Origin of the sequence: Paenibacillus sp. FSL H8-0034, from assembly GCF_038000305.1 — a bacterium.
Classification (GTDB): Bacteria; Bacillota; Bacilli; order Paenibacillales; family NBRC-103111; genus Paenibacillus_S.
This window is the reverse complement of the sequence record NZ_JBBOBS010000001.1, coordinates 6,625,788-6,649,764: the sequence shown is the minus strand read 5'-3', so window position 1 is coordinate 6,649,764 and position 23,977 is coordinate 6,625,788. Positions and strand designations below refer to the sequence as shown.

19 protein-coding genes are annotated in these 23,977 nt (G+C 46.7%); 14 read left to right on the top strand and 5 right to left on the bottom strand.

The genetic code is table 11. The features are described from left to right. Positions 1–30: 30 nt before the first annotated feature. Together NST47_RS29785 and NST47_RS29780 are read left to right on the top strand one after the other, a co-directional pair. The gene (locus NST47_RS29785) at positions 31–360 is read left to right on the top strand and encodes a c-type cytochrome (RefSeq protein WP_341158374.1); all 330 of its coding nucleotides are present in this window, start codon (positions 31–33) and stop codon (positions 358–360) included. A gap of 14 nt (positions 361–374) precedes the next feature. Beyond that, positions 375–950 carry an SCO family protein gene (locus NST47_RS29780; protein WP_341158373.1) on the top strand — a complete coding sequence of 192 codons (576 nt, stop codon included), beginning with the start codon at positions 375–377 and terminating at the stop codon, positions 948–950. 56 nt (positions 951–1,006) lie between these two features. Here NST47_RS29780 and serC read toward each other — a convergent pair whose 3' ends face one another. Continuing rightward, the gene (gene serC / locus NST47_RS29775) at positions 1,007–2,098 is read right to left on the bottom strand and encodes a 3-phosphoserine/phosphohydroxythreonine transaminase (protein ID WP_341159787.1); all 1,092 of its coding nucleotides are present in this window, start codon (positions 2,096–2,098) and stop codon (positions 1,007–1,009) included. A 129-nt stretch (positions 2,099–2,227) separates the two neighbouring features. After that, the gene (pdxR, locus tag NST47_RS29770) at positions 2,228–3,673 is read right to left on the bottom strand and encodes a MocR-like pyridoxine biosynthesis transcription factor PdxR (protein WP_341158372.1); all 1,446 of its coding nucleotides are present in this window, start codon (positions 3,671–3,673) and stop codon (positions 2,228–2,230) included. A 284-nt stretch (positions 3,674–3,957) separates the two neighbouring features. On the opposite strand from pdxR, the gene NST47_RS29765 reads away from it, so the two are divergent. The 4 genes from NST47_RS29765 (at position 3,958) to NST47_RS29750 (ending at position 9,025) form a co-directional block, all read left to right on the top strand. Then, complete coding sequence (locus tag NST47_RS29765; protein ID WP_341158371.1) at positions 3,958–4,785, top strand: uroporphyrinogen-III synthase; 828 nt, start codon at positions 3,958–3,960, stop codon at positions 4,783–4,785. Positions 4,786–4,800: 15 nt separating this feature from the next. Continuing rightward, positions 4,801–6,567 carry an assimilatory sulfite reductase (NADPH) hemoprotein subunit gene (gene cysI / locus NST47_RS29760; protein WP_341158370.1) on the top strand — a complete coding sequence of 589 codons (1,767 nt, stop codon included), beginning with the start codon at positions 4,801–4,803 and terminating at the stop codon, positions 6,565–6,567. Between the two features lie 47 nt (positions 6,568–6,614). After that, positions 6,615–7,445 (top strand): VOC family protein, encoded by an 831-nt coding sequence (locus tag NST47_RS29755; RefSeq protein WP_341158369.1) that lies wholly within the window; start codon positions 6,615–6,617, stop codon positions 7,443–7,445. Between the two features lie 107 nt (positions 7,446–7,552). Beyond that, positions 7,553–9,025 carry a hypothetical protein gene (locus NST47_RS29750; protein ID WP_341158368.1) on the top strand — a complete coding sequence of 491 codons (1,473 nt, stop codon included), beginning with the start codon at positions 7,553–7,555 and terminating at the stop codon, positions 9,023–9,025. A gap of 35 nt (positions 9,026–9,060) precedes the next feature. Here the strand turns inward: NST47_RS29750 and NST47_RS29745 are convergent, their stop codons facing one another. Together NST47_RS29745 and NST47_RS29740 are read right to left on the bottom strand one after the other, a co-directional pair. Then, positions 9,061–9,561 (bottom strand): hypothetical protein, encoded by a 501-nt coding sequence (locus tag NST47_RS29745; protein ID WP_445667415.1) that lies wholly within the window; start codon positions 9,559–9,561, stop codon positions 9,061–9,063. After that, positions 9,558–9,890 carry a YtrH family sporulation protein gene (locus NST47_RS29740; RefSeq protein WP_076233234.1) on the bottom strand — a complete coding sequence of 111 codons (333 nt, stop codon included), beginning with the start codon at positions 9,888–9,890 and terminating at the stop codon, positions 9,558–9,560. Before NST47_RS29740 ends, NST47_RS29745 begins: the two co-directional genes overlap by 4 nt. A 126-nt stretch (positions 9,891–10,016) precedes the next feature. On the opposite strand from NST47_RS29740, the gene NST47_RS29735 reads away from it, so the two are divergent. From NST47_RS29735 to ppk1, 8 genes are all read left to right on the top strand, one after another. Then, the gene (locus NST47_RS29735) at positions 10,017–13,640 is read left to right on the top strand and encodes a DNA polymerase III subunit alpha (protein ID WP_341158367.1); all 3,624 of its coding nucleotides are present in this window, start codon (positions 10,017–10,019) and stop codon (positions 13,638–13,640) included. A 162-nt stretch (positions 13,641–13,802) separates the two neighbouring features. Next, complete coding sequence (locus NST47_RS29730; RefSeq protein ID WP_341158366.1) at positions 13,803–15,503, top strand: S-layer homology domain-containing protein; 1,701 nt, start codon at positions 13,803–13,805, stop codon at positions 15,501–15,503. A 179-nt stretch (positions 15,504–15,682) separates the two neighbouring features. Next, complete coding sequence (locus NST47_RS29725) at positions 15,683–15,874, top strand: glutamate decarboxylase (RefSeq protein WP_076233175.1); 192 nt, start codon at positions 15,683–15,685, stop codon at positions 15,872–15,874. 51 nt (positions 15,875–15,925) lie between these two features. After that, on the top strand, positions 15,926–16,837 hold the full coding sequence (accD, locus tag NST47_RS29720) for an acetyl-CoA carboxylase, carboxyltransferase subunit beta (RefSeq protein WP_341158365.1): 912 nt from the start codon (positions 15,926–15,928) through the stop codon (positions 16,835–16,837). A 1-nt stretch (position 16,838) separates the two neighbouring features. Continuing rightward, on the top strand, positions 16,839–17,819 hold the full coding sequence (gene accA / locus NST47_RS29715; protein WP_341158364.1) for an acetyl-CoA carboxylase carboxyl transferase subunit alpha: 981 nt from the start codon (positions 16,839–16,841) through the stop codon (positions 17,817–17,819). Then, positions 17,812–19,569 carry a pyruvate kinase gene (pyk, locus tag NST47_RS29710; RefSeq protein ID WP_076233178.1) on the top strand — a complete coding sequence of 586 codons (1,758 nt, stop codon included), beginning with the start codon at positions 17,812–17,814 and terminating at the stop codon, positions 19,567–19,569. The genes accA and pyk overlap by 8 nt, the downstream gene beginning before the upstream one ends. A gap of 157 nt (positions 19,570–19,726) precedes the next feature. Next, positions 19,727–20,155, top strand: coding sequence for an acyl-CoA thioesterase (locus NST47_RS29705; protein WP_341158363.1), 429 nt, complete (start codon positions 19,727–19,729; stop codon positions 20,153–20,155). A gap of 146 nt (positions 20,156–20,301) precedes the next feature. Then, on the top strand, positions 20,302–22,395 hold the full coding sequence (gene ppk1, locus NST47_RS29700; protein WP_341158362.1) for a polyphosphate kinase 1: 2,094 nt from the start codon (positions 20,302–20,304) through the stop codon (positions 22,393–22,395). Here the strand turns inward: ppk1 and NST47_RS29695 are convergent. Continuing rightward, on the bottom strand, positions 22,386–23,918 hold the full coding sequence (locus NST47_RS29695; RefSeq protein ID WP_341158361.1) for a Ppx/GppA phosphatase family protein: 1,533 nt from the start codon (positions 23,916–23,918) through the stop codon (positions 22,386–22,388). The genes ppk1 and NST47_RS29695 overlap by 10 nt on opposite strands. Positions 23,919–23,977: the final 59 nt, after the last annotated feature.

Sequence of the window (23,977 nt, the reverse complement as noted above, 5' to 3'; positions counted from 1 at the left end):
AACTGCCCAAAAAGGAACTGATCGTTGGGGATGAATAGAAGAAAAGGTTATTTAGTTCTTATGATGTTTTTCGTTGTTGTTGTATTAACCGCATGTAATCAAGGAAAAAGCGCTTCGAATACAGCCCTTCCTGGTGAGGCCGGCGCAGTAGCGTTGTATAAAAAACAGTGCTTATCCTGCCACGCTGCTGACTTAAGCGGTAGAGTAGGTCCAAGCTTGCAGCATATTGGATCGAATATGACCAAGGAAGAGTTGTTGGGTATCATTCAAGGTGGTGCTGTAGGTATGCCTGCCTTTAACCACATATTAAATGGTGAAGAAATGGAAGCTTTAGCACAATGGCTCTCAATCCATAAATAAAGGGGGAGGCAGTTATGAAAAAAGTTATTTTAATTGGTTGGTTAGGTCTGATCCTTATATTTACAGCCGCATGCAGCAATGGTAAGCCGAATCAACTCCATTATCAGGTGGCACCCTTCAATTTCATCAATCAGGATGAAAAGCCCGTCGCTTTATCTGATTTAAAAGGAAAGGTTTGGATTGCCGACTTTGTTTTTACCTATTGCACTACGGTATGCCCGACAATGACTGCTAACATGTCAAAGCTGCAAAAGCAATTGAAGGCAGCAGGTGTTGAGGCTCAAATCGTTTCTTTTTCAGTAGATCCGGAGCGTGACAAACCGCAGGCTTTAAAAAAATACTTATCTAAATTTGACGCTGATTTTTCCAATTGGCATGCGTTAACCGGATATGAGTTTGATGAAATCCAAACTTTTGCCCTCAAGTCGTTTAAATCTATCGTAACCAGGGATGCGTCCTCCAATCAAGTCATTCACGGCATCCTGTTTTATCTGGTCGACTCGTCAGGCACGGTAGTGGCCAAATATGATGGGAGCATGGACACACCCTACGATAAAATCATAAAGGATATCAAAGCGCTGCAACGATAGGGAATACGCGTGGAGAGTGAAAAAGGTCAGCATTAGGAGATGCTAACCTTTTTGTGTTATCCATTGCGCTTTTGAAAATCAATCATCAAATCCGCGAGCGCTTGGCATGCTTCATAAGGCACTGCATTGTAAGTTGACGCACGGAGATGTCCCACGCTGCGATGCCCCTCCAATCCAATGAAATGCTCGGCGTTCGCTTTCTGCAATAAGAGCTTCTCCAATTGTTCGTTATGGACTTTAAAAGTAATATTCATCAATGATCGGCTGTTTGGTTTGACCATACCTGTGTAAAATCCGCCACTTTGATCGATAGCATCATAAATCAGCTTGGCTTTCTCCGCATTTCGTTTCTCCAACCCCGTCAAACCACCGTGCTGCTTAATCCATTTCAAAACCAGATTGACTATATAAATCGAATAAACGGGTGGAGTATTAAACAGTGAATTGTGTTGGGTGTACGTCTCATAGTTCAGCATCACAGGTAAATGTGCAGGAATATTTCTAATGATTTCTTCTTGCAATATGACCACCGTGACTCCGGATGGACCGAGATTTTTTTGAGCTCCGGCATAGATCAAGGCGAATTGTGAGGGATCTATGGGACGTGACAGGATATCACTGGACATATCGGCTATCAAGGGAACATGATCTATATGCGGGAAGCTGTGGAACTGTGAGCCATTGATCGTTTCGTTTGAAGTAATATGCAGATAAGCAGCCTTCTGCGGGTTAACCTGTATGTCTGAAACGGATGGAATTTCCATATAGTTATTTGCTTCTCCCGAAGCCGCTATAACCGTTTCCCCGAACTTTCGAGCTTCCTGGATCGCCTTGTCCGCCCAAGCCCCTGTCATTACATAGTTTCCTATTTTGCCCGGTGACAGAAAATTCATCGGAATCATTGAGAATTGCGTACTCGCTCCGCCCTGCAGAAAAAGCACCTTATACCCTGCCGGAAGCTGAAGCAGTTCTTTAAAGAGCTGCTGTGCCTCATTATGGATTTCTTCATATTCTTTGGAACGATGCGAAATTTCCATAATAGACATGCCGATTCCCTTATAATCGATCATCTCCGCTTGTGCTTGCTCTAATACCTCTATAGGTAGTGCAGCAGGACCTGCATAAAAATTGTATGGACGTATTCGCATACTCATCGTCACCTTCTATAATTATATATTTTATGGGGTTAACTATAGAGGATGAGCATAGCTAAGTAACCTTCCAATCTCCCACTTTTTTGGCCATCCAGTTCCTGTGAGCCGAGTGGAAGGTTTATTTCAGTACTTATTCACGATGGCTTCCTGAAGAGCCGCTGCAAATTTCGATATTCCTGGACCGATTTCATCAGCTCGCGCTCTCGCATAAGTGAATCGTACATAACCTGATTCGGAACCATAGACGCTTCCTGGGACAAAGATGACACCCCTTCGAATCGCTTCTTCCAACAGCTTGTTATCATTCACCTCGGGTATAATTTTGCACCAGAGATGCAAGCCTCCTTGTGGGACTGTGAAGCTGACGAGCTCGTGTAATTCCTTATGCAGTGCTTCAATCAACAAATCCCGTTTATACAGCAGATGCATGCGCAAACGCTCCAAATGAGGAACGAAATAAGCCGATTTCAAAAACTGCGCAGCCACCTTTTGTGGGATTACACTAAGTCCAAAATCCATCTGCTGCCTGGCATCGGCCAACCGCTCGACAACGGAATGGGGAGCAACCATCCATCCAATACGCAATCCTGAAGCGGCTATTTTGGAAAATGAACCGATGTAGAGAACGGATCCGATGGGATCAATCGATTTGAGCGGCTTTGGAGGTACCCCGTCATAGGCAGTCAGGCTAAAGGGATCATCTTCTACAATGGGAAGACCCAGCTCGCTCGCCATATCAAGCAGTTCCTTACGGCGTTCAGCATCAAGAACGGCACCGGTTGGGTTTTGAAAATTCGGATTAATAAACACCATCTTGATCCGATGCTTCTTGTAGAGTGAACGGATATCATCAGGTCGAACTCCTTTATCATCGACGGGAAGACGGAACAAGCGGAGACCGGCTGATTGAAACATAGGCAAGGAATAGCAATAAGAAGGATCTTCTATGGCAACAGCATCTCCAGGAGACAGCAAGCACTGAGTAATTAAATACAAGGATTGCTGTGAACCCGATGTGATGAGAATGGACTCCTCTGTCGTTTGTATTCCCCGGTACTGCTTTAAGTACGTTACCAATGCTTGTCTGAGCGGAATGTACCCTTGCGGGTTGTCATAGCCCAAATAGGAGGTATATTCATGTTCGCTCATGAGCAGATTGATTTCTTCGACAGGGGATAAGTCTCCTGCCAATTCGCCGCTGGCAAAATCAATCAAGGCTTGATTGTGCCCCAGAGCTTCACGGATACGTCGCAAAAAGGGCAAATTAGGCAAAAAGCTACCGCCTTCTGCGTATCGATGCCAGTTAGGGGTATGCTTGGGCGTAGCTCCCCATTTATATTTACTTACTCGCGTTCCGCTTCCCGATCGGCTCTCAATAATCCCATGCGCCCGCAGCTCCGCGTAGGCCTGAATCACGGTACTGCGGTTCACTCCCAACTGCTCCGCTAATTTTCGTTCGGAAGGAAGCAAGCTTCCAGCTGGAAACTCGCCATAAGAAATTCTCCGTTCGAGATCATCAGCAATTTGTTGAAATAAAGTTTGGTCGCTTAAACGATCAGGTTTCCACATGAACTAGACCTCCCCAGGTATCTTTTTGTATATAGGATGAATGAATACTGTGTTTTTTATCATACCATTTGTAAGGATACAGTAAGCCTCATTTTTTCATCATAAAATGACAAATGTCTATCAATCTGTTGAACTTGGATGCTGCAAGCAATAGGTTATCAAGTGCAATGGATGGTTATAAATTCATCAACTTTGGATGGTTTCCTTTAAGTCCTTTTCTTTTATCATAGTTATCAAGTCGGAATTCATTGTTAAACTGCATTATATTGGAAGGAGTATTCAGAATGGCTAGAGGTTTGGATGGAAAACGGATTGTTATCACCGGTTCCCGTAAATTAAGTGAACTGAGTGCAATTATTGAAAAACATGACGGTATTCCCGTTGTTCGTCCACAACAAGGGACCTTACTCCTTGCTGAAAATGAAGTGGAGCGCGATCTGCTTAATTTGGTGGAGAGTGGAACCGACTGGATGATTTTCACAACGGGAACCGGACTTGAAGCTTTACTTCAGCAGGCAGAACGAATCGGTGTGACGCAAAGCCTTCTCACAGTTGTGAAACAGTCCAAAGTCGCAGCAAGAGGGTATAAAACATTTGCCATGCTGAAAAAAATCGGGATCAAGCCGATTGTCATTGATGATGATGGCACAACGCAAGGACTTATTCGAGAACTGCAATCCTACGCATTTGAAGGTCAAGGGGTAACCATTCAGCTGCATGGCGAGCCTATGCCGTTATTGGTAGCTTTTTTGAAAAATAAGGGAGCAGCAACCAGGACACTTTTGCCTTATAAACATATCGCTCCGGATGATAAGGTATCGTGTCAATTATGCCAGGAGATTATGGATGGCTCCGTCGATGCGGTCTGTTTTACGACAGCGGTTCAGGTTCGCTATTTGTATGATTTTGCGAAAAAGAATGGTTATTATCCGAGGATTAATGAAAGCTTCAATACGAAGGTGCTCGCGACGGCAGTTGGAAGAGTGACGGCCGAAGCATTGAAGGAGGAGGGAGTGAGACGAATATTAACACCTGAAACCGAACGGATGGGTGCCATGATCGTTGAACTCTCCCATTACTATCAGAATCCATCTACAGACATCCAGCAATGAAAGGAGTTAATAGAAATGGCATCAGATAAAGAGGATCACGTAAGAAGTTCTTTGAAGGTTCCGGCAAATCCACCGAAAGTAACTCCGCCGGGAGGACCGCCAAGCGAGGTCGAGCACATTAAACGGGGTAGTGAATATTTGCGCGGCACCATTTATGATGCATTGCGCGATCGCATTACAGGCTCTATTCCAGAGGATGATAACAGACTTCTTAAATTTCATGGAAGCTACATGCAAGATGACCGGGATCAGCGTAATGAGCGGGAAAAAAAGAAGCTTGAACCAGCCTATCAGTTCATGCTGCGTGTGCTTGCCCCCGGAGGTGTGGCCTCACCCGAACAATATTTGGTATTGGATAACCTTGCTCGTCTGTACGGCAACGATACGCTGCGTTTGACAACCCGCCAATCTTTTCAGCTCCATGGAATCGTGAAATGGAACCTGCAGGAAACCATACGGGAAGTTAACGATGCGTTGATGACAACCCGGGCAGCTTGCGGGGATGTGAATCGTAATGTCATGTGCAATCCCAATCCGTATCAGTCCGATATTCATACTGAGGTATACGGTTGGGCACGAGCGATCAGCAACCATTTGTCACCACGCACTCCTGCTTATCATGAAATCTGGATTAATGACGAGAAGGTGGTTGACAGCCTGCAGGGCAAATTGGTTGAGCCGATTTACGGGCCTGCTTACTTGCCGCGTAAGTTCAAGATCGGGATGGCCGTTCCGCCTTCTAATGATATTGATGTATTTTCGCAGGACTTGGGTTTTATCGCCATTATTGAAGATGGGGAACTGAAGGGCTTTAATGTGGCCGTAGGTGGGGGAATGGGTATGACGCACAGTGATACGTCTACGTACCCACAATTATCACAGGTAATCGGCTTCTGCCGTCCAGAGCAGGTCATTGAGGTAGCGGAGAAAACCGTATTGATTCAGCGGGATTATGGCAATCGTTCGGTCCGCAAAAATGCCCGTTTTAAATATACAATCGACCGATACGGATATGACTGGTTTATTAGCCAGCTGCATGATCGGCTGGGATGGGAGTTGGATCGTGCGCGTCCTTATTATTTCGAGCATCACGGTGATCGTTACGGTTGGGTGAAGGGAAGCAATAATCAGTGGCATCTGACTCTGTTTATCATGAACGGGAGAATCAAGGATCAGGAGGGCTATCTTCTGATGACCGGCTTACGCGAAATCGCCAAAATTCATAAAGGTGACTTCCGCTTGACGGGAAATCAGAATCTTATCATCGCGAATGTATCCAGTACAGATAAGGGAAAAGTGATGGGGCTGGTGGAAAAATACGGACTCAGTGATGGTCATCAGCAATCTGCTCTTCGTCGAAACGCGATGTCTTGTGTATCGCTGCCTACATGCGGCCTGGCGATGGCTGAGGCTGAGCGTTATCTGCCCGCTTTACTGGAGAAGATAGAGACGGTATTGGACGAAGCAGGCTTACATGAGGAGGAAATCGTTATCAGGATGACTGGCTGCCCGAACGGCTGTGCACGACCAGTGCTTGGCGAAATTGCCATGATTGGCAAGTCTCCCGGCAAATACAATCTTTATATGGGTGCGGGGTTCGCAGGTGAGAGAATGAGCAAGCTTTATCGGGAAAGCCTGAATGAAGCGGAGCTTCTGGGAGAGTTAACACCTATCATCCACAGATATGCCAATGAACGAAATCCGGGCGAGCATTTCGGTGATTTTGTCATTCGAACCGGTTATGTTAGAGAAGTCCGTTCTGGACTGGATTTCCATGATTGAATTGAAGTGAAAATGGATGTGGCTTGCTATGGATGCTGTTATTGTAAATGATAGAAAGTGAAATGGAGCGTGGACAAATGATTACTCATTTTGCAGGACTACAATTACATACAGTCTCGAAGCTTGCCGTGAAGCAGTTTTATTACGATCAACTGCAATTTCCCGTTGTGTTCGAATCGGAAACAGCCATTACTTTTCAACCGACCCCTGATTTCGCATTAACATTCACGGAAGCTTTTGAGCCGATAGCCCCAGCCCATATTGCATTTGAGGTACCTTATTCTGAATTTGAGGCCAGTGCTGCCTTTGTCAGGAGTGCGGGAATTTCACCATTAAAATGGCCTGCAGGGCACGAAATTGATGACTTTGAGACAGGTAGAAATATTTATTTCCGTGACGGCGACGGTAATTTATTAGAAATCATAACCCATTCCTATGTGAAGGAAGGTGTACGGGCTCCCTGCGGTCCCCTTAAAGTAATGTATCTCCGTGAAATTGGTTTTCCCGTTGATGATGTCATTGGGTTTCGTGAATGGCTGAAGGACACCTTGCAATTAAAAACGGTCAAGGAGCAAGACAACTTTAATTTTGTTATCGGAGGTACAGCGCATACGATTGTCACTTCAACCCAAAGGCGTTGGATTCCAATTGCGATGATCGCATTGCCACCTCGCATGACCGTAAGCTTGGGAGTGTCGGATTCCAGATTCATTCAACAGGTTCGTACCTCATTGGAGGAGCAGGGGATAGACAACCACACGAATGAAGATGATGAGGATCTGAGCTTTAGCTTCAATGGATACAGGCTTCGTCTCGTTGTGACAGCTTTTCCAGAGGAAACTGCTGCCTTGTTAAACTTGCCATTAGCAAGGAAATAAGTCGCAGACTGGCAAATATAAGCTCGATGATGATCTCTCGTTTAGAAACCTTTCTCTTGAATGATGCGTCTTAGTTAATGACCAACAAAGTCGGGAGGAAGATGCTGATGAAATCGCATTTTTTTATAAAGATACCAATAAGGGTTGTGCTGCTGCTGTTATTGACTTTGTCCTGGCTTCCTCAGGACGCGCTAGCGGCGGACTCGAATTCAACAGGTATGAAGCTTCCCCAAGCGCTCAACCTGAAGGATAAGGTTACTCCGGTTTACGATGCCATCAATGGTGTGAAGCTTTATGAAGCAGCCCCGCAGAAGGTTCAAGTGACAGGAGCTGAGGATGGATGGGATCGGAAGCTGCTGAGCACGCATGACGAAGCCTGGTTTCGAATCCAGACGACTGACGGTGATCGTTGGGTTCATGTGCAAAGTCCGGAAATGGAAGATACTGATTATCAATATATAGCCCTTACGGGAAGTGAATATCTGTATGATCAACGATCCGCGAGTGCTCGCAGCCTTGGAACCATTGCACCACAGGTGGTGCGGTCCATTTATTCGGATCAAGGTTATTACCGCATCCAGACCTGGATGGGCTACAAGTGGATTCATCCTGACCAGCCGATATTTGATGATGTGAATGCAGAAGGAAGCAACAGCTCGGGGTGGTCAGCACAGCTAAGGACGATCACACCGATGTTCAATGCACCGGATTTAGGCAGCGAGGTCGTGGGATGGCTGCAGCCGCAGTGGATACAAAGTAAAATAACGCTTTACAAGGAATGGTATTACATTGACACCTGGGAAGGAAAACGTTGGGTCCATACGAATGCTGGCTACCCCAAGGATTTGCAAAAGAAAGATACCCGTGTGACGCTCAAAGCTTCGGTGAATGTGTATGAGCATCCTGATCGAAGAGCTCGGGTGTTGGGCACACTGGCACCGCAGACGGTCGAAGCTTTCGAGCACGGCAGCGGCTGGCATCACATTCATAGTGAGTGGCTTGGGGACGTGTGGATCTATCAAGCTGCACCCGACTATGATCCAGACACGTATTCACCCCCTGCCGCTATCGAACCCAAGCTCATCCCGGTGGATTGGACGATGGTTGAATCCGTTATTGGCACCAGACGGAGCAATTATCCATTTGACTTGACTGCCATCGTATCCAATGGCGAGAAAATTGATCCTGAAGCTACATTTACGTCCGATCAACCGGCCACGATTCACTTTAGCGTAAAAAATGTAAGTCCCGATCAACTCATCCTGGACGCATCTACTTCTTTTGAAATCCAAATTGTACGTCAAAGCGAAAATGATGACGGTATGAAGCCGCAGCTCGTTTGGTCGGGAACGCTTGAGGCTCCGAAGGGACTGTTCAACAGCGGGACCAGTGCGGCAATCTCCTTCAATTGGGATCAAAAGGATGCGGCTGGCAAGCAGGTACCCTTTGGATTGTATAATGTGCAAATCAAGCTGCCGATGACCATCAGCTATATGATTAACAACACGACAGCCATTCAGCAGCAGGAAGCGAGCTCGGCCATCCTGACCCACTTTTCACTGCGTATCGGTGCTCCTTGAGTGTGGCGAAGCTGTTCGAATTCGAACAGCTTCGCTTACCCAGGACTGCGCTTGGCTTCCTTGGCGGTAACCCAAACTTTCAGCTCTGTTTGAAGCAGCAGCATGGTTGTAATGTTGACCGTGTAGTCCTTGTCCATAATCGCATGATACGTTTTCTGAGCAATCAGTGAGCGGTAAAGCTGGGGGGATTCGGCGATGCTGCTGATTTTTTGACCTTTAACAATATTCAGGTCATTGCGGATTCTGCGTTCCAGCTCTTGTTCGGTCAGTTTGTCGAAGAGTTGGTCTTCACCCGACTCGACAATCACGTCAAGGCGATTAATTCGATTTTGTTGGGTTTTGCTGATCCGATAGGAATTATTGTCCTGAATCAGCTGTTCGTTCTCCGCTCGCAGCTCACGATTTTCCAGGAGCGTGGCATTCAGGTGATGGTGGTAAATGCTTACAAATACCGCACAACCGATGATCGCTCCCGCCGCTAGAAAGCCAGCAGCCTGCAGCAGTCCGGTAAATTGTTCAAAAGGCGGCACCCTCAACTGCTGCTGCCTCCCTTGCAAATCCATTGGATCAGCGAGGTTCCGACCTGTGCCCCGATAAACGCGAACACAATATACAAAATTTGCTTAATGGCCGGGGATATATAGCCCTCGGTCAAATTGCTTTCAATGACACGAATCGGATCGATGGTTCCGCCTACAGCAGCTACCACCGCCCAGATTTTGATCTGTTCCGAAATCAGCAGCATTCTCGTCGTTGGCGGTTCCATGATAAGGACGGCTCCGATCCCCCCGAGCAGCGTGCCTCCAAGCACAACTCCGAACGCAATAAACCAATCCATTGCACATTTGGTTAAAAAGCTTGTCATCGTTTCTATCACCCTCTTCATCTTCGAAGCTTGTTCTCCTATAGTAAATTGTATGGTACACGTGTTCGTATTATGATAAGATATTTATATATAGGTATTCGGACACACATGGAGGGGGCGAGGCAGATGAGCGACTTTGTGCATCTGCATGTACATAGCGAATATAGCTTGCTGGACGGTGCGGCGCGTATCGACGATATGGTCGGGCAAGCGGCAGCCATGGGCATGAAATCACTTGCCTTGACTGATCACGGCGTCATGTATGGAGCAATTCCTTTTTATAAAGCATGCAAACGGCACGGCATTAAACCGATTATTGGCTGCGAGATGTATTATACGGCTGGCTCCATTCGTGATAAGGGCACTCGCAAGGAGCATCCGATCTATCATCTGATTTTGCTTGCCAAAAATCAGGTGGGCTATCAGAATCTGATGAAGCTGTGCTCGATTGGACATCTGCAGGGCCATCATTATAAACCGCGGATCGATCCGCAGCACCTGGCTCAATATTCGGAAGGACTCATTTGCACAAGCTCCTGTCTGGGTGGAGAGGTGTCCCAGCATCTGCTGCATGAGCGATATGAGCAAGCCAGGGAAGCAGCGCTTCGCTACCGTGCCATATTCGGGGATGATTTCTTTCTGGAGCTGCAGGATCACGGTCTGCTGGAGCAGAAAAAAGTGAACCAAAGCATGCTGCGTCTGAGTGAGGATACGGGAATTCCGTTAGTTGCCACCAACGATGTTCACTATGTACGTGAGCCGGACCATGCGGTACAGGACATATTGCTGTGCATTGGCACTGGCAAAACGGTGGACGATCCGGATCGCCTCAAGTTCCAGTCGAGCCAGCTTTATTTGAAAGCCGCTGAGGAAATGAACAGATTGTTTCCTCACGTCCCGCAGGCGATTGCCAATACGTCGATTATAGCGGAACGCTGTCAGCTGGAGATCGAATTCGGCCGGTCCATTTTGCCTCGTTTCGAGCCGATTCCTGAGCATTCGACCGCTGGAGAATATCTTGCCGAATTGTGTAAGGTGGGGCTCAGAACGCGATATGAGCACTCGGATTCCTGGCACGACCCGAGCTTTCGCAAGCAGATTGAGGAGCGCCTCGTTTACGAGCTGTCGGTTATTGAACGAATGGGCTTTTCTGATTATTTTCTCATCGTATGGGATTTTATTCGCTTTGCGCACGAGCAGCGGATTGCAACAGGACCGGGACGTGGCTCGTCTGCAGGAAGTCTGGTTGCCTATGTGCTGCGTATTACGGATGTCGACCCGATTCGCTACAAGCTGTTGTTTGAACGGTTTTTGAATCCAGAACGGATATCGATGCCGGATATCGATATCGATTTTAGCGATTTGCGACGGGATGAGGTTATTGACTATGTTGTGGCCAAATACGGTCCCGAGCATGTAGCGCAGATTATTACGTTTGGAACGATGGCTGCCAAGGCTGCCGTTCGTGACGTGGGCCGTGTATTAAACCTGCCTTATAACGAAGTGGACCGCGCAGCCAAAATGATTCCACACCAGCTCGGGATGACGCTGGCGGAGGCGGTCGAAGCCAATCCTGATCTGAAAGCACTTGCTGCCAGACAGCCGAAGACGGCAGAGCTGCTGGATATGGCCATGAAGGTGGAGGGAATGCCTCGTCACGCATCGACACATGCCGCAGGTGTCGTGATTTCCCGTGAGCCGTTAACCCAGTACGTACCTTTGCAGGAAGGTAACGAGCAGACGGCATTAACGCAATATTCCATGGAGCATCTGGAAGCCATCGGGCTGTTAAAAATGGATTTTCTCGGACTGCGAACTTTATCGATCATCGAACGTACTTTGATGTGGATCAAGGAGCAGACAGGAATTGAGCTTGATTTTCATAAGCTGTCGATCGATGATCCGGCTACCTACGAAATGCTGGGTCGAGGAGACACAACAGGCGTATTTCAAATGGAATCTCCTGGGGTTCGCAAAGTGCTTAAGGAGCTGCGACCGTCGGGGTTTGAGGATATTATTTCAGTAGTCGCGCTGTACCGTCCAGGCCCTATGGAATTCATTCCGCGTTTTATACAAGGTAAGCACGGAGAAATTGAAGTGGAATACCCGCATGCGGATCTGGAGCCGATCCTGCGCGATACGTACGGAATTATTGTGTATCAGGAGCAAATCATGCAAATTGCGTCCCAAATGGCCGGATTCAGTCTGGGTGAAGCGGATTTGCTGCGTCGGGCCGTAAGCAAGAAGAAACGTGAGGTACTCGACGAGGAACGTGCGCATTTTGTTAAAGGCAGCCAATCGCTTAGTTATAGTGCAGCTGAGGCGAACAAGGTGTACGATATGATCGTCCGCTTCGCCGACTACGGATTTCCTCGCGCGCATGCTACCGCTTATGGAGTGCTGGCTTTTCAAACGGCTTATCTCAAGGCTCATTATCCGGTTCAGTTTATGGCCTCGATGCTGACAGCCGTGATGGGTAATCACAATAAAGTAGCTGAATATGTCGATGAATGTCGTCGGATGGGTATTGCTGTACTGCCGCCTGATGTCAATGAGAGCGGAATCGTCTTCACTCCGGCGAAGCAACCGCAATCGCTCGAAGAGTCGGAGGATAATCCGGTCAGTTTTGGAGCCATACGGTTTGGACTAGCTGCCATCAAAAATGTAGGCACGCATGCGATTGAAACCATTATGCAGGAGCGCAGCAGTGAGGAAGGCCCATTTGGGAGTTTGATTGATCTGTGCCGTCGTGTGGATTTGCGCGTGTGCAATAAACGTGTGTTGGAATCCCTCATACAAGGTGGCGCTGCCGGTTCCTTGCCGGGTCATCGTGCCCAGCAGCTTGCGATGCTTGAGGATACGATCAATGCTGCACTCAAATGGCGAAAGGAACGCGACGATCTTCAGCTGCATTTGTTCGGCTTTGTTGAGGATGTAAACTGGGATGTCGAATATCCGCAGATTGCGCCTTACACGATGACACAACAGCTGGAGTTTGAAAAGGAGCTGCTGGGTCTTTATATCTCGGGCAGTCCACTTGATGATTACGAGCAGGTACTGAGAGAGCTGGAGATCGATCTGCTGCATTACTTGCCGGAAATGCCGGATCACAGTGAGGTCATAGTAGCAGGTCTGGTGCTTTCCAGCAAAACAATCGTGACCAAGAAGGGCCAGCCGATGGCCTTCATGGAGTTGGAGGATCGCGTTTCCAAGGTCGAGGTCGTACTGTTCCCGGAGGTTTGGAAGCAATTTGCCCCGCTCGTTCAAAAAGGCAAGCCAGTGCTCATTAAAGCGAAGCTGCAGCAGGGCGATGAGGAAGTGAAGCTGCTGGCGGATCAGTTATTTGCCTTAAATGATCCCGAGCTGCTTGCGAACGCAATGCGGCGTCCAACTGCTCCTACCCATAAGCCGGGCAGCAGGACAGTCAGCAAGCCGGATAAAGCAAAAAACACAGTTGAACGCCCCGTGACTCCACCTGCTGCGCGTGAGGTACAACCGAATAAGGTAGTAAGTCCCCCTTCGAGCCAGCGGGTTTATATCAAAATTTCGCCTGCCCACGAGCAGCAGCGCATATTATCCAGTCTGAAGGAGCTTCTGCTGCAGCATCAGGGATCGTTATCTGTTGTTCTCTATTACGAAAGCAGCCAAAAGACACTCAGCTTAAACGATCAATTTAACGTAAAGCCGTCTCCGAAGCTGATTCAGGTTATTGAAGATTTATTGGGCAAGGATACAGCGAGAGTAAAATAGCAGCGTGTGATCACATAAAATCCGGGAAAATGCCGGATTTTATTTTTTTAGCAGGAATTTACCATATATTGTTGAATAACAGTTGTTGTGGTTCTAAAGAAATGGTTCTAAAGGCTTATTAAGTGATGGGATGTATGAATTGAAGGAGAGAGGAAGATGGTAATGAAAAGTAAAAGGTTAGTTTGTTTAACGCTATCCTTGTTGTTGTTTCAGTGTTCTGCTTTTACCGCAGCGGCAGTTGACAATGTGCTGCAAAATCAGGCCGTCAATGGCGGAGTAATTAATCAAAATATTGTGTTCGTTGATTTGAAGACTGATTACTGGGCTTATGAGGCGATATCCGATTTGTCCAAAAAAGGATACATCAACGGTTATGAGGATGAAACGTTCAAACCTGACAATTCAATTACCCGAGAAGAATTTGCCAAGCTCATTGCGACTACTTTTTATTTGGATATACCTTCACCCAAGGCGCCTTCCTATTATGATGTTCAAACTGACAAATGGTCGTATCCGTATGTGGAAGCAGCCAAGGATTTTTTAACCGGCTATTATCCTCCTGGAGGCAAAGCTTTTTTTAGCCCGGAAATTAAAGCTACTCGCGAAGATGTTGCGGTTGCACTAGTCAAAACTTTGGGACTCACGACCAACGACCTGACCAACAAAAATATTTTGGAGCGAAGATTTAAAGACGTAAGCAACGTTTCCTACGGAATAAGGGATTATGTTGCGATAGCTACTGAAAGATCTTTGATCAATGGCTATGAGGATGGTACATTTCGTCCTGACAAGCCTATAACTCGCGCAGAAATCGCTACGCTTTTGTATAGAGCCATTAAATCATCGGCCAAAGATCAAGGTGATGGACCACTTCTTAAAGTAAGTGTTCCTGAAAAAACGCCAAATTCTACTGTATACATATCAGGAACAGTTAGTAACAATGCAAAGGTAACGATCAATGGCAAAGAGGTAACGGAGATCGTAGACGGTCAATTTAAAGAAGGGTTTAAGTTAGAGAAGGAAGGGAGCTATGAGCTAACTATCATTGCCACATTATCCAGTGGAAAAACAAATACGATAGTCAAAAAAGTGACGTATGAAATCGAAGGTCCAGAGTTAAAGATTGATGATATTCCAGAAACCACTAGCTCACAGACGATATCCATATCAGGTACGGTAACGGATAAGAACGATTCGTTTCCTACCGTATATTTGAATGATGAGAAAATCCAAGGTAGCAATTATTTTTTAAAGAGTGACATTGTACTTGTCGAGGGTGAGAACATTCTGGTGTTCAAAGCGAAAAACAATGTGGATAAAGTGACGACAATTACAAAAAAGATTACCTTTACAGCAGGAGGTCCGATTCTCAAGATAGATGATATTCCGGAGACCACGAGCTCACAGACGATATCCATATCAGGAACGGTGACGGACAAGAATGATTCGTTTCCAACCGTCTATTTAAATGATGAGAAGATCGATGGCAGCAGTTATTTTTCAAAGAGAGACATCGTACTGGCTGAGGGTGAGAACATTCTGATTTTCAAAGCGAAAAACAGCGTGGGTAAAGTGACCACAGTAACCAAAAGGATCACCTTTACAGCGGGAGGTCCCATTCTCAAGGTAGATTATATTCCAGAGAAAACCTCGTCTAGCAGGATATCGGTATCAGGAACAGTAACAGATAAAAACGATTCGTTTCCGCTTGTGTATTTAAATGATGAGAAAATCGGCGGCAGCAGCTATTTTTCCAAGTATGATATTCCCCTAGAAGCGGGTGAAAACACGTTTGTTTTTAAAGCTGTTAATAACCTTGGAAAGAGCTCGACGGTGACCAAAAGCGTTTATTACCAAAAGTAATCAAGGACTGGCAGGCATGATTTCTGTTAAGATTTGTCTTGTTTGATGGAGCATTGATGCCCAAACGAGCAGTCCAAGCAGAGAGAATGTCTGCTTGTTTTCTCTCCAAAGTTAATTTCTTGCGATAAAAAGATAAGTTATGCTATCATTAGTGCATTATGTTCGGGAGGTCTTGTTTCATGTGGACCGTTATTTATATTGCGCCAACTGCCAAAATTGCAGATCGAATTAAGGAAAAGCTGACGGAAGAAGGCTTTCTTGTTCAAGTACGGGCGATTAACATGACTAAGAATCAATTTGAAATCGTGGTTCCTGAAGGTGAAGTGGAAGAAGTGCAGGACGTACTCAACTCCATTTTGCATAGACATTAACGTGAGAATGAAGGACCGCATTTGAACAACAACAGCAAGTGAGGTGTAGCCGTGCAATTTAAAGACTTTTTTCAGAAAAAAAAGTATGCGACCATTCCAGGTGCCAATAGAACTACAGTGCCGCGGGTCGATGAGAACGGGGAAAGCATTCCTGACGACAAGCCCAAGAGGGAAATACCCGAAGGCTTGATGAATAAATGTCCGAAGTGTGCAACGATTCAATTTTCCAAGGAGCTGGAAAAGAATCTCAAGGTGTGCAGCACATGTGGATACCATTTCAAATTAAGTGCGGTTGAGCGGATTCAGATGGTAATGGATGAGGGCCGTTTTTTTGAATATGACAGTGAAATGATATCCGAGGACCCGCTGGAATTTCCGGATTATGTGAACAAATATCGTAAAGCAGTGGACACAACTGGCATGAATGATGCCGTTATTACCGGCGAAGGTACAATAGGTGGGTTTCCGGTTGTTGCCGCGGTGATGAGCTTCGATTTTATGGGCGGTTCCCTGGGCTCGGTTGTTGGGGAAAAAGTGACATCAGCAATTGAGCTTGCGATACAGAAGAAGTATCCGATCATCATCTTCTCCACCTCGGGTGGCGCGAGGATGCAGGAGAGCATCCTCAGTCTGATGCAGATGGCGAAAACAAGTGCTGCCTTGGCACAATTGAACGAGCAGGGCGGCTTGTTTATTTCCGTGATTACGGACCCTACCTTCGGGGGCGTATCTGCTAGCTATGCCATGCTGGGCGATTATATTATTGCCGAGCCGGGCGCAGCCTTCGGATTTACCGGACGCCGTGTTATTGAACAAACCATTCGTCAAAAGCTGCCCGACAATTTCCAAACCGCTGAGTTTAACTTAAGCCACGGTCAGGTGGATATGGTCGTGGTGCGCAAGGATATGAAAAGCACATTGATCCGCTTGCTGGATTTGCATGTCGTAAAGGGGGATTTGTAGAATGGCAGGTGAATTACCCTTTGAACAGCCTTTGCTGGAGCTGAAGGCTAAGATCGAGGAATTGCGTAATTTCGGATCTGAAAGACAAATGGATTTTTCTGATGAGATTGCCCGCTTGGAGAATCGCTACGAGCAATTAGCGGCCGAGCTGTACAGCAGCATGTCCACTTCCCAAAAAATGCAGCTGGCCCGTCATCCGCAGCGGCCGACAACACTTGATTATATCCAGCTTATTTTTACTGATTATATGGAGCTGCATGGCGACCGTTTATATGGCGATGATCTGGCTATTATCGGTGGCTTGGCGAGGCTGGGTGGCGTTCCCGTTACTGTGATCGGGCATCAAAAGGGCAAGGATACGAAGGATAATATTGCCCGCCACTTCGGCATGCCTCATCCAGATGGCTTGCGTAAAGGCTTGCGCTTGATGAAGCAGGCGAACAAATTCAAGCGACCTATCATTACCTTTATTGATACACCGGGAGCTTATCCGGGTAGTGCAGCCGAGGAACGCGGACAAGGCGAGGCTATCGCCAGAAACCTGATGGAGATGGCTTCTTTTGGCGTGCCGATTCTATGTGTGGTCATCGGTGAAGGCGGCAGCGGCGGGGCGTTGGCTCTCGGTGTCGGCAATCGCGTGTTTATGCTTGAGAATTCAATCTATTCAGTCAGCACGCCGGAAGCGGCTTCCTCGATTTTGTACAAGGATGCTACAAGATCAGGGGAAGCGGCCGAGGCGATGAAAATAACTGCCGATCATATTTTGAAATTAGGGGTTATTGATGCGATTATCCCTGAGCCACGCGGCGGAGCCCATCGTGATCTGGCGTCTTTGGCAGAGGTCATTAAAGAAACCTTAATAAATAATTTGCAGGAGTTGGCTGTTCTTTCAGAGAAAGAGCTAGTAGAAGACCGTTATAAGAAATTCAGGAAAATCGGAAGGTTTACTTACACTCAGGAGGGTAATCACAATCATGCGTAAAACGAAAATAGTATGTACCATCGGTCCGGTAAGTGAGTCACTGGAAATGTTTAAAAAGCTGATCAACGGCGGAATGAACGTATGCCGTTTGAACTTCTCGCACGGCGATTTTGAAGAGCACGGCAACCGGATCAAGAACGTTCGTCAGGCTGCTGAGGAGCTGAATAAGACCGTTGCTATTCTATTGGATACCAAAGGCCCGGAAATTCGTACAGGCAAGCTGAAGGACGATCAGAAGGTTGAGCTTGTACAGGATCAATTTATTACGCTAACGACTGAGGAAATTATCGGTGATGCGAACCGTGTGCATATCACTTATGCCGATTTGCCAAGAGATGTCAGAGTCGGCGCAACCATCCTGATCGATGACGGTTTAATCGGTTTGGAGGTTGTTGACAAAACCTTTACTGAAATCAAATGCCGCATCGTCAATGGCGGTCTATTGGGCGGTAAAAAAGGTGTTAACGTGCCAGGCGTTAAAATCAATCTTCCGGGTATTACGGAAAAGGACGCTAACGATATCATCTTTGGTATCGAGCAGGGCGTCGATTTTATCGCTGCTTCATTCGTGCGTAAAGCCAGCGACGTTATCGAAATTCGTGAAATTTTGGAGCGTCACAACGCTACTCATATCCAAATTATTTCCAAAATCGAAAACCAGGAGGGTGTCGATAACCTGGATGAAATTTTGGAGGTTTCCGATGGCTTAATGGTTGCTCGTGGTGATCTTGGTGTGGAAATTCCCGCTGAAGATGTGCCAATCGTACAAAAAGCGATGATCAAGAAATGTAATCAAGCCGGCAAACCGGTAATTACAGCGACGATGATGCTGGATTCCATGCAGCGCAATCCGCGCCCAACCCGTGCGGAAGCAAGTGACGTGGCCAATGCGATTTTTGACGGAACCGATGCTGTGATGCTGTCCGGTGAAACAGCAGCCGGGAAATATCCGCTTGAATCGGTTATGATGATGGCTCGTATTGCTGAGCGTGCAGAGAGTGCGTTGGAGCACCGTGAAATTTTTATTCGTCAAAGCAATGCACAACAAAAAACAGTAACCGAAGCGATCTCGCAAGCGGTAGCCAATTCTGCACTGGATCTGGAAGCCAAAGCGATATTGACTTCCACGGAAAGTGGCTATACAGCGCGTATGGTGTCCAAATACCGTCCGAAAGCACCGATCATTGCAGTCACTCCAATTGACCATGTACTGCGTCGCTTATCACTGGTGTGGGGCGTTATCCCGGTTAAGGGCGAGCATTGTGAAACGACGGACGAGCTGTTCAGCCGTGCGGTTGACAGCAGCTTGGATGCAGGACTCGTGAGTCTTGGTGATCTGGTTGTTATTACGGCTGGTGTGCCAGTAGGCCGCTCTGGAACAACGAACCTGATTAAGGTTCATCAAATTGGTGATATGATTGCTAAAGGTCAAGGCATCGGAACACAAATTGCAACAGGTACAGTAGTTGCAGCCAAAAGCGCAGAAGAAGCTAATGCCAAGGCAGTTGAAGGCTGCATCCTGGTTACCGTAACAACGGATAAGGACTACATGCCTGCGATCGAAAAAGCATCCGCGATTATCACTGAAACAGGTGGAATCACCTCACATGCAGCAGTGGTTGGTATCTCGCTCAGCAAAACCGTTGTTGTTGGGGTTGAACGTGCTTTGGAGCTCATTAAAGACGGTACGGAAGTGTCGATTTATCCAGAGGTTGGTGTGATCTACTCCGGAAGCGCACGCGTTCTTTAATTATCAGGTATACCGTAATTCAAAAGAGTGAACTCGATAAGCATGTCGGTTTCACTCTTTTTTTGCGACTATATAAGCAGTAGAACGTGTTCTTATGATGGATTGCAGCCGGAAGAGTGAGAAGAAAGCTAACTTGGGATGATAGAAGGCAGGAGGTATGAATGAAACTATGGAATTATCGGCATGGTTTGCATATACTTTAAGAGTGCGTTACCAGGAAACGGATCAGATGGGCGTTGTTTACCATACGAATTATGTCAATTGGTTTGAAATCGGACGAACCGAGCTCATTCGTTCTATGGGCATGACGTACAAAGAGATAGAGGAAAAGGGCGTATTACTGCCCCTGATCGATTTGCAAATGCAGTTTAAGCTTCCCGCCAAATATGATGATCTGATTACGATACGCACCCGGATTGCGGAATACTCGAGCATTCGATTGCATTTTGATTCCGAGATCCGCCGTGGGGAAGAGCTGCTGGTCAGCGGGAGCACCAAGCATATATGGGTCAATCGGGCATGGAAACCGACGCGCATTGACAGGGCCTTACCCGAGTTATATGCTTTGATACATAACCAACCATGACAGTTTACAAATAATTAACATAAATCGCATCTTCTGTTGACATTGTCGAGCTACGATGAAAATAGCAGAATGAGAGTAGAAATAGCGCGAAAGCTATCGAATTTCATTTTGAAACTGGTCGAATTCTATGGAGGTTACGCAACATTATGAGAGAGATCGCGGCGCCTAGAGAAAGAGAAGCATCGTCTAATTATATTAACCGTGATTTAAGCTGGCTTGAGTTTAATTGGCGTGTATTGCAAGAAGCTCAGGATGCGGAAACGCCTTTACTGGAAAGAGCCAAGTTTCTGGCCATCGTAGCGTCCAATTTGGATGAGTTTATGAGTGTGCGGGTTGCGGGTATTAAAGATCAGATTAAAGCAGGTTACATAAAAAAAGACTTTACCGGCTATACCCCAGCGGGCTTGTTCAAACGTATTATGAAGCGGTCAGCCAAAATGGTATCCGAGCAGTATAAATCATACCGCGATGTTTCCAGACAACTGGCTAAAGAAGGCATTATATTTACAGATTATGAGGACTTGAATATAAGTCAGCGCAAAGCGATGGATATTTATTTTCATGATATTGTGTTTCCAGTGTTGACACCGATGGCTGTGGATCAGAGCCGCCCGTTTCCTTTGGTGCATACACAGGCTGTCTATCTGGCTGTTGTATTAATGAAGGAGGGCGATGATCCGGAGGAGGAGCCGTATTTTGCCATTGTGCAGGTTCCTTCCAATCTGGCTCGTTGTATTGAGGTGCCCGCCAGATCGAATAGCAAGAAGCATGAATTTGTACTGCTTGAGGATTTGATTGAACATCATATTAAGACTTTATTTTCCGGTTATACGCCGATTTCGGTGCATGGCTTCCGATTGACACGTAATGCCGATTTAACATTGAACGAGGAAGGCGCCGAGGATCTGCTTGAAGAGATCGAGAAGGAGCTTCGCCGCCGCCGCTGGGGCGCGCCTGTAAGGCTTGAGGTTCAAAAGGGCATTCATGCTTACGCGCTGACTCAATTGATGGACGAATTTGAGGTCACCGATAATTCTATTGAGATAGATGGTCCGTTAGATTTAAGCTTCTTGATGAAGCTGGCCTTTTCCTTGAAAGGCTACGATAATCTTAAATATAAACCGATTGAGCAGGTATATCCGTCGGAGCTGCTCGAAGTTGAGGACATATTCGGGAAGCTGAAGCAGCAGGATGTACTGCTCTATCATCCGTATGAATCCTTTGACGCCGTAACCGATTTTGTTGTACAGGCTGCCTATGACGCGGATGTGTTGGCTATCAAAATGACATTATACCGGGTCAGCGGCAATTCTCCTTTGATCCAGGCATTGGCAAGAGCGGCTGAATCGGGCAAGCAGGTAACAGTGGTCGTTGAGCTTAAAGCCCGCTTTGATGAAGAACGTAATATCGCATGGGCAAGAAAGCTGGAGCAGTCCGGATGTCATGTTGTTTATGGACTGGTAGGCTTAAAAACGCATGCCAAGATCACCTTGGTTGTCCGTCAGGAGCCAGATGGCTTACGTCGTTATGTCCACGTCGGTACGGGAAATTATAATGATAGCACGGCTAAGCTCTATACGGATATTGGTCTGTTTACATCTGATCCGATCATTGGTGAGGATGCGTCGGCTCTGTTCAATGAGGTTACCGGTTATTCGGCACCCCATAACTGGAAAGCATTTGGGGTCGCGCCTACGGTGATGAAGGATCGACTATTTGAGAAAATTCGCCGTGAAGCCCAGCACGCAGTCGAAGGCAGGCCAGCCCGTATCATTGCCAAGCTGAATTCACTATCCAATCAGGAAATGATCGACGAGTTATATGAGGCATCCAAGGCAGGTGTCAAAATCGAGCTTATCGTTCGCGGAGTATGTTGTTTACGGCCGGGTGTAGAGGGCTTGAGTGAAAATATTAGTGTGATTAGTATCGTGGACCGTTTTCTGGAGCATTCGCGTATTATTTATTTTGAAAACGGCGGAGAGAACGAGATGTACCTGTCCAGCGCGGATTGGATGACAAGAAACTTGACGAAACGAATTGAACTGACTTGCCCGGTATTCGATCAGGATTTACGTAAGGTCCTGATGCGAATACTGGAGTTGAGCCTGGGCGATAACGTGAAGGCTCGTATGCTGCAGTCCAATGGCATGTATGCAAGAGTCATCAACGAGGCACCGCCGCTAAGAAGCCAGTTTGAAGCGATGAAAATCAAAGTCTGGAAAAAGAAATCTCACTCCTGATGAAAGGTTTGGAAGGAGAACTTCATGTTCCATATTTTATGAAAATCTTTTTCTGCATTATCGACCTCTCTGTATTCGACAGAGGGGTTATATTTGATTGCGGCCGCAATATGAAGCTGTTTTCCCTCCACCGCTGCCCGGATTGAAGCGATAGCTTGTGTCTCAGAAGCATCCAAAGCGATCGCAATTTGCAGTAGAGTGCCCAGCTTGGTGATAACGTCCACATCGGTTTCGTGCAAAACATCTTTGTGCTGCTGATAGGTTTGATGAACCTTGCCTTTTGTTTTGTAAGAAGCGATGCATGCGCACAACAGAATTTCCCGATGGCTCAAGCCATTGAGAGGGGAATGGGCAATCATATAAAAGGAATGCTTGGCGAACTGGTAATAATTCATCGACACGCCGATACGGTGCAGCAGAGCCGCTGTATGCAGGCATAGTCGCATTCTGCTGTCATATTGATGAATTCCCTGAAGTGCATCGTACAATAGCACAGCATGGCCTGCAACCTGCTCCAGATGCTCGATTGGGGCGCTAGCGTGCAGTCCGAGCAAATTCGTTGTGCTTTGCCTCAGAATGCTTGGCGCTGTTGACTGGGGAGCTGGCAAATATTTTCCTTGAAAAAGCCCATCGCGAAGACCTGCGCCGCTTATCACATAATGGCTGCACTTGGCTGCCTGAAAGATCGTATCCAAAATAAGCATGCCTGGAATAATAATATCAACACGATCCTTGGACAGCCCGTCTACCTTTTTCCGCTTGTCGGTAGACAGGGACGGCAGCCACTTTACCAACTGCTCCATTTCGACAGCTTCCATTTTATAATTATGAGTGCGAGACAAAGAATACTTTCGTTTCTTCTGGCTGATTTTACTCAGACTGCGAATCGTACCGCCCATCCCGACAAGCGGAAGCTGAGGATGCTGCTCAATCCAGGGGTGTTCTGCAATCGCAGTAAGCACCATAAGTCGAATATTTTTGAGCTGTTCCTCGTTCAAGCTGCCATCCAAAGAAAATTTCCTTGCCGTATTGACGGCTCCAAAAGGAAAGGAAACGCTTTGCTCCAGCTTGCGATTTCTAAAAAGGCTGACTTCCGTACTGCCGCCCCCAATATCAACCAATATGCCATCCTCGATATCAAGAGAATGGCTCATCCCGAGAAATCCGATTGTAGCTTCATCCTCTCCGGACAATAGCTCAACCTCTATTCCGCTTTCTTGCAGCAGCTGATCGATAATTTCCTGGGAATTGGCCGCATTGCGAATAGCTGCTGTAGCTGCTGCGCGGACCTCAGTGACCTGGTTAGCCTGACAGATCTGTTTAAATTGGATTAAAATATCAACGATATCCCGGATATCTGGCGTATGCAGTATTTGATCGGAGCCGATCCTTGAACTTAAGCGTGCAGACTGCTTGAACTCGCCGATAACCCGGTGAGCCTGATGGTGGTTGAGTTCGTAAATGGCAAGGCGAATCGAGTTGGAACCGATATCAATGATGCCGATTCTGCGATTGTTTCCCATGATGAGCCCCCATGACATTTTAGTATTGCAAACAAGTTCATTTTACCATCGTTTGCCCT

Coding starts and splice junctions, on each gene's coding strand:
- pdxR (WP_341158372.1), bottom strand. CDS start 3,673: ATGTGGAAACCTGATCGTTTAAGCGACCAAACTTTATTTCAACAAATT.
- serC (WP_341159787.1), bottom strand. CDS start 2,098: ATGCGAATACGTCCATACAATTTTTATGCAGGTCCTGCTGCACTACCT.
- cysI (WP_341158370.1), top strand. CDS start 4,801: ATGGCATCAGATAAAGAGGATCACGTAAGAAGTTCTTTGAAGGTTCCG.
- NST47_RS29695 (WP_341158361.1), bottom strand. CDS start 23,918: ATGGGAAACAATCGCAGAATCGGCATCATTGATATCGGTTCCAACTCG.
- ppk1 (WP_341158362.1), top strand. CDS start 20,302: ATGAGAGAGATCGCGGCGCCTAGAGAAAGAGAAGCATCGTCTAATTAT.
- NST47_RS29705 (WP_341158363.1), top strand. CDS start 19,727: ATGAATGAAACTATGGAATTATCGGCATGGTTTGCATATACTTTAAGA.
- NST47_RS29730 (WP_341158366.1), top strand. CDS start 13,803: ATGAAAAGTAAAAGGTTAGTTTGTTTAACGCTATCCTTGTTGTTGTTT.
- NST47_RS29740 (WP_076233234.1), bottom strand. CDS start 9,890: ATGACAAGCTTTTTAACCAAATGTGCAATGGATTGGTTTATTGCGTTC.
- NST47_RS29765 (WP_341158371.1), top strand. CDS start 3,958: ATGGCTAGAGGTTTGGATGGAAAACGGATTGTTATCACCGGTTCCCGT.
- NST47_RS29750 (WP_341158368.1), top strand. CDS start 7,553: ATGAAATCGCATTTTTTTATAAAGATACCAATAAGGGTTGTGCTGCTG.
- pyk (WP_076233178.1), top strand. CDS start 17,812: ATGCGTAAAACGAAAATAGTATGTACCATCGGTCCGGTAAGTGAGTCA.
- NST47_RS29785 (WP_341158374.1), top strand. CDS start 31: ATGAATAGAAGAAAAGGTTATTTAGTTCTTATGATGTTTTTCGTTGTT.
- NST47_RS29755 (WP_341158369.1), top strand. CDS start 6,615: ATGATAGAAAGTGAAATGGAGCGTGGACAAATGATTACTCATTTTGCA.
- accA (WP_341158364.1), top strand. CDS start 16,839: ATGGCAGGTGAATTACCCTTTGAACAGCCTTTGCTGGAGCTGAAGGCT.
- NST47_RS29735 (WP_341158367.1), top strand. CDS start 10,017: ATGAGCGACTTTGTGCATCTGCATGTACATAGCGAATATAGCTTGCTG.
- NST47_RS29725 (WP_076233175.1), top strand. CDS start 15,683: ATGTGGACCGTTATTTATATTGCGCCAACTGCCAAAATTGCAGATCGA.
- NST47_RS29780 (WP_341158373.1), top strand. CDS start 375: ATGAAAAAAGTTATTTTAATTGGTTGGTTAGGTCTGATCCTTATATTT.